This is a genomic window from Burkholderia sp. APQ4-4ca, from assembly GCF_057837105.1.
Map to the genome: position 1 here is coordinate 47781 of NZ_JBYQCG010000234.1, position 12510 is coordinate 60290.

Consider the following 12510-nt stretch of genomic DNA (forward strand, 5'->3'; position numbering starts at 1 on the left):
CGCGCCGCGGCCGGTCCAGCGTGCGGTAGCCGCACGCTCGACCGGCGCCGTCAGGTGTCGTTCCACCGCGCGCCCAGCACGCGCCCGCAGAAATTCGGCCGATGGAAATCCGGATCCGCGCGTTCGAGCACGTCGGCGCTCCACGTGCCGAAGGTCGACTGCGGCCGATGCGAGACGCCGCGCGCGACCAGGTCGAGAAACGCTTCGGGAAAACCGCTACCGCGCGGATACGCGGCAAGGAGCGCGTCACGCTCGTCGACCATGTATGCGTCGAAGTCGGTCGCCATCAGGTCCGTCGACACCGCAACCGCCAACGCGCGCGCGAGCGGCGACGCGCGGACGGCCACGCCCGGCGTCGTATGCAGCGCGATCGCGTGCCACACGTCGTCGCGCATGCGCCGCGACCGGCGGTGCCGCAGCAACAACGCGCGCGCGGCATCCGCGCCGTCGAGCTCGTAACGTTCGGTCGAACGGCAGTACGCCGGGCTCAGCCCCATGTTCGCGTACATCGCGGCGACGTACAGTGCATCGGCGTCGCACGCGTCGCCGGCACGCCGCGCGGCGAGCGACGCGAACACGAACACGCGCGCCGCGTGATCGACGAGCGCGGCGGGCAACGACGCGCGGGCCGCGTCGGCTGCCTCGACCGCAACGGGCGTGCGCGGAATGCGAACGCCGGCCACTTCGTCGCCGGTGGCCGATGCGCGCGGGTGCGCAGCATTCATCCTGTCTCCTTCATGCCCCGTGCCCGGGGCGGAAAATCGTTCCATGCACGGCGGCGTGCGTCGCGCACCGGTACGCCGCTCAAAACGCGACGCAGCAGCGGCCGAAGGCTTCGCAGCGTTCGGCGGCCGCGCTTGCCGTCGGATAGCGCGACCGCGCGAAGCGGCGTCCGTGACTGTGCGCGCGGCATGCATCGACGCCGGAAGCCGCGCATGCGTCGCCCGCCGCCGATGCATGCGGCGCGGCGCGCCCGCCGGCGCCCGCCGCATCGGCGACGCCGCCTGAAGCGACCGGCGACCATGCCGGGCTGACGGGCGGAGGCGGCGGCGCCAGCGGCGAGAATTCCTGCTCCGCATGCACGACCTTGCCGTCGACGACCGTCAGCACCGACGACAGCGCCGGGATATGCCGCGCGTCGACCGTGAAGTAATCGTCGCTCAGCACCGCGAAGTCGGCGTACCGGCCGGGCACCAGCGCGCCCTTGCGATGCTCGTCCGCGGAGAACCACGCGCTGCCGACCGTGTAGCGGCGCAGCGCCTCCATCCGGCCGAGCCGGTTGCGCGCCGGATACAGCGCGGTGCCGCCCACGCTGCGCCCCGACACCATCCAGTACAGCGCGACGAACGGGTTGTAGCTCGCCGCGCCCGTCGCGCCCGAGCCGGCGCCGACCGGCAGCCCGGCCGCGAGCATCGCGCGGATCGGCGGCGCGCGCGTGGCCGCCGCCGCGCCATGGCGCGCGATGAACGCTTCGCCCTGGAACGCCATGCGCGGCTGCACGGTAATGCCGCCGCCGAGCGCCGCGACACGCGCGATATTGGCATCCGAAATCGTCTCGCAGCGGTCGAAGCTCCAGCGCAGCCCGTCGAACGGCGTGTCGCGATCCACCGCTTCGAACACGTCGAGGAAGCGGCCGATCGATTCGTCGTAGGTCGCATGCAGCCGGAACGGCCAGCGATGGCGCACGAGCAGCCGGACGATGGCCGCCAGCTCCACCTCGACCGATGCGGGCAGGTCGACGCGCGGTTCGAGAAAATTGCCCAGATCGACGGCCGAGAACAGCAGCCGCTCGCCCGCGCCGCACGCGCGCAGGAACGCGTCGCCGCGGCCGGGCGCCGTCAGCGCGATCCATGTCGCGAAGTCGTCGAGTTCCCGGCCGGCGTGCCGCGCGCCCAGCGCATAGGCGATGCGCGTCGTCAATTCGCCGCGCCGCGCGAGCGTCGCGACCGCCGCATAGTCGTCCGGATACGCGAGGCCGTCGCCGCCGGCGTCGATCGCGCTCGTCACGCCGACGCGGTTCAGCGCGCGCATGAACTGCCGCGTCGAGTTGACGCGGTCGTCCGCATCGAGCATGGGCGCGCGGGCGAGCGCCGCGCCGAGCACCGCCGGGTCCGGACGCGCGAGCAGCAGCCCGGTCGGCCGCCCATGGCGGTCGCGCCGCAGTTCGCCGCCGGGCGGATCGGGCGTGTCGCGCCCGTAGCCGAGCGCGCGCAGCGCGGCCGCATTCAGCCACGCACTGTCGGCCAGATGCTGGATGAACACCGGCGTATCGGGTGCGATCGCGTTGAGCTCGGCCGCCGTCGGGCCGCGCTTTTCCGCGAACTGCAGCGCGGTCCAGCCGGCCGCCACGCGCGCCCATTGCGGCGCGGGCGTGCGGCGTACCTGCCGGCCCAGCAGCTCGAGCGCGTCGGCCAGCGACGGCACGCCGTCCCAGCGCACCTCGAGGTTGAAGTTCATGCCGCCGCGGATCGCCTGCAGGTGCGCGTCGATCAGGCCCGGAATCACGGTACGGCCGTTCAGATCGATTCGGGTCGTGTCGTCGTGCGCATGGCGCAGCACGTCGCGATCGTCGCCGGTCGCGACGATGGTCCCGTCCTTCACCGCGAGCGCGCGAACGAACGAGCGCTGTTCGTCCTGGGTCGCGATCTTGCCGTTGAACACGACGAGGTCCGCCGAACGCGCGGGTTCCGTCGCTCTAAGCACCGTCGGGCCTCCCGTGCGCGCCCGCGCGCGACGCCATCCGACACGCGCGGCTTCCCGCCGCGCACCGGCAAGCGTCCACGGCGCGCGCGTCGGCACGCATGCTGCGATCGCGCGGCCGCCCTGCGGTACTCGGTTCGCGCATCGTTATGCCGCCTGCTGCGCCGCGTCGGCGGCATCGCGTCGCGTGCGCGTCAGGCACGGCGCGAGCGGCGCATCCGGACGGACGAAGTTCTGCACGCGCAGCAAGCGGCGCACGTCGTGGGCGCGCGAACGCGGATCGAAATGCCGCGCGACCCCGGCGACGAGCGCCGACGCCTGCGCGGTGTGCCCGCGCTCGATCAGGTGATCGGCGAGATCGAGCGAGCCGCGCAGCGCCCACATCGCGGCGCCCTGCGCGTTCGCGGTCTGGATCGCCATCTGCAGATGACGATGCCCGTCCGCCTCGTACGCGGCGGCGAGATCCGCGCCGACGGTACGTGCCTGTTCGAGCATCGCGACGCCTCTCACGCGCAGCAGTTCGGGAACGAACAGGTGCTCGCCGTGCGCGCGGCAGCGCGCGAGCGTCGCATCGAGCCGGGTGCACGCTTCATCCGCGCGGCCGGTTCGCACGAGGCCTTCCGCGTACGCGACGGTCAACGGCGCGAGCACGCGCCGGAAGCCGCTCGCCTCGACGCGCCGCAGCGCGGGTTCGAGCCGGGCGAGCCCGGCGCCGGGATGGCCGGCCTGGATGTCGAACTGGCCGGTCAGGCATTCGGCGTGACTGCGCCAGATGTCGAAGCCGTGCGCGTCGGCGGTCGCGCGCAGCGTCGCGAGATAGTCGGAGGTGATGTCGTGATCGCCGTAGCGCAGCGCGATCGGCACGGCGGCCGCGCCGAGCACGATGCACAGCGCGAGCGGCGACGGGCCGCGCCGCGCGCACTCGACCGCCTGCGCGGCGACGCGCATCGCGTGCTCGGGCTCGCCTTGCATCCACAGAAGACGGATCAGCATCGTGCGGCCCAGCGTCGCCATGTCGACGCCCAGCGCGGCCTGCGCGCACGGCGATTCGCCCGCGTCGGCAAGCTCGGCCGTCGCCGCTTCCAGCCGCTCGCGCGCCTGCGCATGCTCGCCGAAGTAATGCAGCGACGTCGCGACCATCGTGTTCGCCAGCAACCGCTGCGACCGGTCGCCGCGCCGCTCGGCCGCCCGCTCGAAGCGCGTCGCGTAGCGCAGCGATTCGTGAATGTCCGACAGCGTCAGCATCGTGTTCCACAGCCCGACCAGCGCGCGCGCGTCGAACGCATCGTCGCCGACGTGCGCGGCGAGACCGAGCGTGCGGTCCCACATCGCGGCGGCGGCCAGCGCGTCGCCGTCGGTATGCAGCAGCGCCGACGCGCAGGCCGCCCGCAGCCGCATCTCGCGCGCCGCGTCGACCGGGTCTGCCGCGCCCGTGTCGAGTTCGTCGAGCACCGCTCTCGCGCGCGCCGTGCACGCGCGCATCCGCGACGGCTCCAGCAGCGCGCGCGCCAGCCGGTCGGGCTCGGGCACGCCGGCGGCCTCGGCGGCGTCCGCCGGTTCGTCCAACGGTTCTTCCACGGCCAGCAAGGGCGCATCGGCAGGCGTCACGTCGGCGGGCGTCACGGGCGCGACGAGCCGCACGGGCGCACGCTCGCGCTCGTACGCCGCATGGCGCGCGACGATGCGCTCGAACTCGCCTTCGTTGTGCAGTTTTTCGAGCGCGTACGCACGCGTCGATTCGGTCAGCCGGTAGCGCGCATACGCGCCGTGGAACTCGACGGTCACCAGCGATTTCGCCACCAGCTCGCCGAGCACCGCGATCATGTCCGCGGCCGACGTGCCGGGCTCGGTGGCGACCGCGTATGCGGCATCGAACGAAAACGGCCCGATGAAGCACCCCATCCGGCGAAACAGCGCGCGCGCGGCCCGATCGAGCAGCACGTAGCTCCAGTCGAACGTCGCGCGCAGCGTCTGATGACGCGGCAGCGCCGAGCGCAGCCCGCCCGTCAGCAGGTTCAGCCGGTCGTCGAGACGCGACGCGACGACCGCGAGCCCGAGCGTCGCCACGCGCGCCGCGGCCAGTTCGATCGCGAGCGGCAGCCCGTCGAGGCGCCGGCAGATGTCGCCGATCAGCCGCACGCCGGCTTCGTCCACCGTGCACTCCGGCGCGGCCGCGCGCACGCGCTCCAGGAACAGCTCGACGGCCGAACAGCGGACGATTTCGTCGGCGGACGCGTTGCCGTCCGGCACCGCGAGCGGGCTCATCCGCAGCACCGCTTCGGCCGAGATGTGCAGCGGCTCGCGGCTCGTCACGAGCACGCGCAGCGAGCCGGCGCTCGACGTCAGCGTTTCGACGAGGCTCGCCACCAGGTCGACGATGTGCTCCGCGTTGTCGAGCACCAGCAGGCAGCGCGACGCTGCGAACGCGTCGCCGATGCGGTCGATGGCGGGCACGCCCTGCGTGTCGAGGCCGAGCTCGGCGGCGAGTGCGATCAGCATGTCGTCGCGTGTCGACGCGCGCGCCAGTTCCACGAACAGCACGCGCTCGCGCGAGCGGCTGCGCACGCCGTGCGCGACGCGCACGGCAAGACTCGTCTTGCCGATGCCGCCCGCGCCGACGAGCGTGACGACCGGCGTGCGTTCGAGCATGTCGACGATCTGCGCGATTTCGGCGTCGCGCCCGACGAGCGGCGCGGGCAGCGACGACGCGGGCACATCGGGCAACGCGACGACGGGCGGCGCCGCCTCGACGGCCGGCGCGTCGACCACGGGCACGAGGTCCGGGCCGGACGACGTGCTCGCCACCAGCAGGTAGCCGCGCCCGGGCACCGTCTTGATCAGATCGCGGCTCGCGCCGAGCGCCTTGCGCAGCGTCGCCACGTGCACCTGAAGCCGGTTTTCCTCGACGATCAGGCCCGGCCAGACCGCGTCCATGATGTCGTCCTTCGACACGACCGAACCGCTCGCGCGGTGCAGGACTTCGAGAATGTCGAGCGCGCGCGCGCCGATGCGCAGCGACGCGCCGTGCTGGCGAATGTCGCGCTGCTCGAAATCCACAGACAAAGTTCCGATCTGGATCATGGCCGCCTCCGGTCCCTCGGGATGGCTGCCCGATGAACGCGGCAGTTCACCCGGCAGGAAGTCCGCGTCCGGCGCGCCGTTGCACCGGACGGAAAATGTCGAATTCCGGACCGAGTGTAGACGGGTGGCCGCCGAAAATCTTGAAGGAAAATGCGCTCTGGCCGCCGATTTCGGTCGGGCGCGACCGGCACGATCACTTGCGTGTAAAAGTGGGGCGCTATACTCTGCCGGGCCGCTCGCGCAGGCGTTGAGCCGGACTGCGCACGCATCGCGCGCATGCATTGAAAGCACTTTGTAATGATGGCCGGTGGACGTTTATGCAAATTCATTTTGAACGTTCGCGTGCGCATCTAAACTGGACTCGTCATTTCACGCTCCGAGTCCCTCGCTGGGGAATTCCATGTCAGACTCCGTCATCGCCGCGCCGGTGGCATCGCCTCCGCGGCGGCCGAAAGACACGCTCGGCTGCGTGTCGAGCCTGCTGGCAAAGGATGTCGAGACGGCATCCGGCGGCCTGAGGCTGCACCGCAAATGCATGCGCGAAGCGCACGTCGAACGCATCGAGATGCCGCCGTGCGACCGCGGCTTCCTGGTCGGCGTGTCGCTGGGCGGCGGCCATCGCCGCACGCTCTATGGGCGCGCCGGCGCGAGCGAGCGCCGGTTCCAGCATCACTCGATCTACATTCGCGATTTTTCCCGTCATTTCCACGCGGACCTGTACGGCAACTTCGACTTCGTGCTGGTCGAGCTGCCGCATGCGTATCTCGAACGCGTCGGCCCCGAGCACGGCGGCCAATCGATCGGCGGCCTCACGTGCCGCCCCGACGTACGCGATCCGGTGCTCGGCCATCTCGCGCACGCGGTAGCCGACAGCCTCGACGCAGGCGGCCCGCTGAACGCACTGTTCATCGAACAGATCGGGCTTGCGATGGGCACGCATCTGGTGCGCCGCTACGGCAATGCGCGCACGCGCGAACTCGAACGCAAGGGCGTGCTGTCTCCCGCGAAGGTGGCGCGCGCGCAGGAGCTGTTGATGGAAAAGGCGGACCTCGGCGTGTCGATCGAGGAAGTGGCGAACGAATGCGACCTGTCGCGCGGTTATTTCATCCGTGCGTTCTCGCGCACCACCGGCCGCACGCCGCACCAGTGGCTGCTCGAACAGCGCGTGACGCGCGCCCGCGAGCTGATCGAGACGTCCGACATGACGCTGGCCGACATCGCGATCGCGTGCGGCTTCGCCGATCAGAGCCATCTGAACCGCGTATTCGCCCGGATCGTCGGGCATCCGCCCGGCGCGTGGCGGCGCGCACGGTCGCGCTGATCGGCCTTCCATGCCGTTGGCAAGCAGGTCGAAGGTGCAAGCAGGATCGGAAAGCATGGCGACAAACCTGCGTGCCGAACCGGTCGCACAGTGCGGGCATCTGCCGCACGAGGAACAACCCGGGCGCGTCAATGCGCTGCTGCCCGCTGTCCCGAGGCGATCGATCTGTCCCATATTCAGTGTCCGCGTGGCGTCGCGCGGATCGTGCCGCATGCCAATCGCAATGCCGCCTCGGTGGGCGGCGTGTCGGCGAGGCCGTCGAGCACCGTGAAATCGCGAATCGTGCCGAGGCAGCGAACCGCGCTGACGCGAACCCCGGCGAGCATCAGCTTGCGGGCGTAGGCTTCACCGTCGTCACGTGCGACATCGTTTTCAGCCGTGACGATCAGCGCGGGAGGCAGGTCTTCGAGATCCGTGTAACTCGCGTTTAGCGGCATGGCGATTGTTTCGCCGAGGTTTTCTGACGGAAAGCGCGTCCGTGCATGCATGCGCCCGGTGTGCGCGGTCAAGCCGGGGCCGTCGGCGTATCCCGCTGCCGACGCGCCCGCCGTGCTTGTGGAAAACGTCGGACACAGCATGATCTGAAGCGCGATACGGGGACCGCGGCGCGCCTTGGCGAGCAGCGCGAGGGTCGCGGCGAGATGACCGCCCGTGCCTTCGCCGGCGACGATAAGGGCGCCGCCGTCGAGATTCAATGCGCGTGCGTGCTCGTGCAGATGGGCGAGCGCGGTGAACGCCTGCTCGTTTTGGGTCTGAAAGCACGCAGCGGGTGCCGACGTGTAATCGACGAGTACGACGGCCGCCTCGGAGTCGGTGGCGATCCTGCGCGCGAGCCGGTTGTCGCTTTGGCAACCCGCGAAGCTCGTGCCGTCCGGCAGGAAGAGCACGGCGGGCAGCGGCATCGGCGCCGCCTGCGGCGGTCGTACGATCCGTATCGTGAAATCCGAGGCCGCCGCGCCCGCTTTCAGCGCGATTTCTTCGGCGTGCATCGCGTCCGTGGCATCGCCGTTTGCCCATTCGCGCAAACGCTCTGCCGGAACCCCTGCCTCGGTGGCATGGTCGACGAACGATTGCGTTTCCGCATCGAGGACCGGATACGAATCCGCGGATTGGATCAGGCCCGGTGCAGCGTCTTCGGGCAGACGGGCAGACGTGAAATCGTTCATGGGGCAGTTTCCGATGAGTGAGCTTGCTTGTCGATCCGGCACCGTTGGCCGTCGACAGAACAAATTTTCATCGGATGCCCGCACGAGCGACAGTTAAGCGTTGCTAAGAGGCGTTAAGCCCGTGTCCAGCAAAGCGTTCAGGCCAGTGACGCACGCTTCGAGCCGATTTACCGTCGCTTCATGTCTACGCACCGCGCATTGCCGCGGCTTCCAGCAAATGCACCTGTAACCACGATGGCGTGTTCGCCCGTCCGGCTTCGATCAATGCGTTAGCGCTCCCTGCGTCGCCAGCGCGCGCGAACACTTCGAGTTGCATCGGGGTGGCGCCTGCCGGCGTGACGGGCCTCCCTTCGTGAATGGCCTCGAAGCCCTCGCCCCATTTGTCCCAATACGCGAGACCGCGCCGGCGCGTGCGCTCGCGAAGCCGCGCGGTCCATTCGCGCGCGAGCGTCACTTCGCCTTCCCATGTCGCGACGGCGATCGAGCCGATCGCGAGCCCATAACAGACGGTCAGATCGTGATCGATCGCGAGCGCCTCCGTCGCGCAGTCGCGCGCGAGCGCCATCGCCGCGTCGGTCTCGCCCTGCAGCCACAGAATGCGCATCAGAATGGCAATCGCAGCGATATGCGCGTCGACCTGCGCGTGATTCGCGTGCGTCGCGCGCACCGGGTCCTTGTCGCGAGCCATCACCGCTTCGATCAATGCGCGCGCGATATCGTGGTCCCCGAGGAAGTGATGTGACAACGCGCACATCCGCTCGCCGGTTTGCGTCGTCGAAAAATCGCCCGTGCGTGCGGCGGCAGCGCGAAACGCACGCGCATGTTCGAGGCTTTCCGCGTACGTGCCCGCGAGCGTCCGATGCGCCCACACGCCCCACAGCATGCGCAAGGCGAGCCGATCGTCGCCGAGGCGCTGCGCGGCGGCCTGTGCGGCGTCGAACGCGTTCGCCATCTCCGCCGTCGGCCCACGCGTGTGCCAGAGCGCGTGACCGTACGCGGCGAGCAGCTCGATATGCTGCTCCTTGCCCGCCAGATCCGAGTTTTCCGCGGCAGCGATCGCGCGCTCGGCCATCCCGAGGAACTCGTGAGGTAGCGAAAGATGAAACCACAGCGGCGCCGTCGCGATCAGCAGGTCGATCGCGAGCTTCGGCTCGCCATCCTGGCCGGCCGCCCAATCGAACGCGGCTCGGACGTCGTCGATTCGCTGGCTGTGAATCGCGAGCCACTGACGCGGCGCCTTGCCTTCCCACGCCGCCACGGGGTCGGCAAAGCTCGCACAGCAGTACGACGCATGGCGGCGGCGCGCGTCATCGCGCTCGCCCGCCTCTTCAAGTCGCATGGTTGCGTAATGGCGCGTTGTGTCGAGCAGTCGATAGGGATGGTCCGAATCGTCGATTGCGCAGGCGATCAGCGACTTGGCGATCAGGCCGGTGACGGCGTCGAAGGCTGCGACGTCGTCGACGTCGCCACCGGCCGCGACAGCCGCCGCGGCATCCATGCCGAACGCGGCCCGCATGACCGAGAGGCGGCGCAGCACCTGGCGTTCCTCCGGCCCGAGCAACTCATAGCTCCAGTCGAGCGTTGCGCGCAGCGTCTGCTGGCGCGCAAGCGCCGTGCGGCGGCCCTGCGTGAGCAGCGCGAAGCGGTCGTCGAGCCGCGCTGCAATCGAATGCACGTCCATCAAGCCGACGCGCGCCGCCGCAAACTCGATCGCGAGCGGGATACCGTCGAGCCGTCGGCAAATATCGATAACGGGGCCCAGATTCGCGTCGCTCAACGCAAACCGGTCATTGGCGGCGCGCGCGCGGTCCTGAAACAGCGCGATCGCCGGGAACTGCACGGCGTCGTGGAGGCTCACGCCTGCGTCGGTTTCGGGCGACGGCAACGCGGCGAGGCGATGGACGGATTCGCCTTCCGCGCGCAGCGGCTCGCGGCTCGTAACCAGCAGATGCACGCCGGACGCGCCTTGCAGCAGTTGCTCGGCGAGCACGGCAATGGCATCGATCAGATGCTCGCAGTTATCCAGCACCAGCAGCACCGGCGATGCTCCCAGCGCCTGGATAAGGTCGGGTACCGGATCGCCGCTGGAGACGGCAACGCCGAGCGCCGAGGCGACCGTACTGGCCGCGCTCGCGGCCGCCGAAACCGGCGCGAAATTGACGAACACGGCGCGCATGCCGGTGCGCTGTGTGAAGCGATGCGCGACAGCGATGGCGACGGTCGTCTTGCCCATGCCTCCCGGGCCCGCGATGGTCAGCAAGCGTCGCTCGGGCAAGTGGTCGGTCAGGCCTGCGATGACGTCGTCGCGGCCTATCACGCGAGCGAGCGTGACCGGTAGACCGCGTGAACCGCTTTCGGCCCCGGCGGAAGGCCGGGCGGCGTGCGTATGAGGCCGTGGCGCGGCAGGGTCCACGGCTTCGGCCCGGGTAACGGGCGCGGCGAAACGATAGCCGCGTCCGGTCTCATTGACGATGTAACGCACACCGTCCGGTCCGTCACCGAGCACCTTGCGCAGCGCCGACAGATGCACGCGCAGCGCGCCTTCCTCGACGACGTTGTCCACCCAGACGCTGTCGCACAGATTGCGCGTGGAGACCAGCGCGCCCGCCTGCTCGACCAGTACGACGAGAATGTCGAGCGCGCGGCTACCGATTTTCAGCGGCGTCCCGTCCTTGAGCAGGACCCGTTGCGGAAATTGCAGCGTAAAAGGGCCGAACGCGAGGCTGTAAGGAGCGGTCATCGAGAGCGTCATCGCGCGGGTTGAGTGTCGGCCAATACGGTGCGCCGGGCGCGCGCATTGACGCAAAAACAGCCAATCATTGCTCAAAAGCGCGGTACGCGCCCTTAAAATATCTTAAAAAAACCTGTCTTGTTGCAGCCGACGAGGATCGGCACGGCTCCGGGCGCCGACTTAGCAACGCTTAACAAGTCGTAACTGGCCCGATGCGCGTCTCCCCGCCAACATGGCTCCATGCAAGCCAATCAATGATCGGAGGTCGAGATGGAGCGTCTGAAAGCGCTGGAGGTATTCAAGGCAGTGGCGGACCACGGCAGTTTCACGCGGGCAGCGGACGCCACCAATCTTGGCGTACCGTCGGTGAGCCGCGCGGTGCAGGATCTCGAAACGATGCTCGGTGTGCAACTCTTCAACCGGACCACGCGCCGCGTCGCGTTGACCACGGCGGGCCATGCGGTACTCGAGCGCGTCGCTGGCGTCCTGTCCTCCTATGAAGACCTCGCGCGCACCGGCAGCGACGAAGCCGGCGATTGCGCGGGTAACGTCCGCATCGAGGTGCCGGCAATCTTCGATACCGCCCGCCTCACCTCCGTCCTGGTCCGCTTCATGCGTGCGTGGCCGAAAGTACGGGTCGACGTGCGGCGCGTCGATCACCTGGCCGATACGCTCGGCGATCTTGCGGACCTCGCAATCGTCGTCGGTCGCTCGGCGCCGTCGTCGTGCATCGCGCGATCGCTCGCGGCCGTGCCTCTCGGGCTCTATGCGAGTCCTGCCTGGCTCGAACGGACCAACGATCTCGCTCACCCGCTCGACGTGCCTGCCGAAGCTTGCCTCGCGACCGGCGCACAGCATTCGGTATGGACGGTCAGCCATGAAGCATCCGGGGAGTGTGTGTCGCTTGCCCCGCGCGCGGCGCTGCGCACGAATTGTCCTCATGCGCTGCTCGCGGCGGCCGTCGACGGCGAGGGAGTAGCAATCCTGCCCGACCCGCTCGCACACGCGGCGCTCAATCGCGGCGAACTCGTGCGTGTGCTCGATGCGTGGCAGGTGGCGCCACTGGAAGCCTGCCTCGTCTACCGGTCCAGACGCAATCTCCCCGCGCGGGTGCGCAGATTGACCGAGTATTTGCTCGACGCCTTCGCCGAGCAACGAGACGAGGTTGGCGCCATGGCGGCTGTACCGAACATTGCCCGAATTGCAGCGACGCAGGCGACGCTCACGCCGTGCGCAGCTTGATGAAGATTTTGCTGATACGAATGCAGGGGAAACAACGAAATGATGGTTGATTTTGCTGGATGTCTGCTGGACGTGTCGTCGCGGTATCTCGGACTCGCGATCAAGAACCGCACGGTCGTGGCTTACGTCGAGGCCGGACCAGGACACGCCACGCGCGCGAGCGATTCACCTCGTGGCGCGTCGTCCGCCAGAACGCCGCAGCATGCGCGCGGCCACGGACGTGGCCTCGCCGATGTAGCCGGCCCGTCAGAGGAGCGATGTGACGGCAC

7 protein-coding genes are annotated in these 12510 nt (G+C 69.4%); 2 read left to right on the forward strand and 5 right to left on the reverse strand.

Going from position 1 to position 12510, the window contains the following annotated elements; genetic code table 11:
- Positions 1-50: 50 nt before the first annotated feature.
- The 3 genes from AC3IFE_RS29265 to AC3IFE_RS29275 all read right to left on the reverse strand — a co-directional run bounded on the left by AC3IFE_RS29265 (position 51) and on the right by AC3IFE_RS29275 (position 5781).
- Complete coding sequence (locus AC3IFE_RS29265) at positions 51-725, reverse strand: phosphohydrolase (protein ID WP_489193662.1); 675 nt, start codon at positions 723-725, stop codon at positions 51-53.
- Between the two features lie 79 nt (positions 726-804).
- The gene (locus tag AC3IFE_RS29270; RefSeq protein WP_489193664.1) at positions 805-2703 is read right to left on the reverse strand and encodes an amidohydrolase; all 1899 of its coding nucleotides are present in this window, start codon (positions 2701-2703) and stop codon (positions 805-807) included.
- Between the two features lie 144 nt (positions 2704-2847).
- Entirely contained in the window at positions 2848-5781 is a 2934-nt protein-coding gene (locus tag AC3IFE_RS29275; RefSeq protein WP_489193666.1) for an ATP-binding protein, read from the reverse strand.
- A gap of 400 nt (positions 5782-6181) precedes the next feature.
- Here AC3IFE_RS29275 and AC3IFE_RS29280 point away from each other — a divergent pair, with 400 nt between their 5' ends.
- Entirely contained in the window at positions 6182-7102 is a 921-nt protein-coding gene (locus tag AC3IFE_RS29280; protein ID WP_089471106.1) for an AraC family transcriptional regulator, read from the forward strand.
- Positions 7103-7278: 176 nt separating this feature from the next.
- Here AC3IFE_RS29280 and AC3IFE_RS29285 read toward each other — a convergent pair whose 3' ends face one another.
- A complete protein-coding gene (locus AC3IFE_RS29285) occupies positions 7279-8268 on the reverse strand; it encodes an alpha/beta hydrolase fold domain-containing protein (protein ID WP_489193668.1) in 990 nt (329 codons plus the stop codon).
- A gap of 184 nt (positions 8269-8452) precedes the next feature.
- Positions 8453-11020, reverse strand: a complete 2568-nt coding sequence (locus AC3IFE_RS29290) for an ATP-binding protein (protein ID WP_489193670.1) — start codon at positions 11018-11020, stop codon at positions 8453-8455.
- A gap of 249 nt (positions 11021-11269) precedes the next feature.
- On the opposite strand from AC3IFE_RS29290, the gene AC3IFE_RS29295 reads away from it, so the two are divergent.
- Positions 11270-12241, forward strand: coding sequence for a LysR family transcriptional regulator (locus AC3IFE_RS29295; protein ID WP_489193672.1), 972 nt, complete (start codon positions 11270-11272; stop codon positions 12239-12241).
- Positions 12242-12510: the final 269 nt, after the last annotated feature.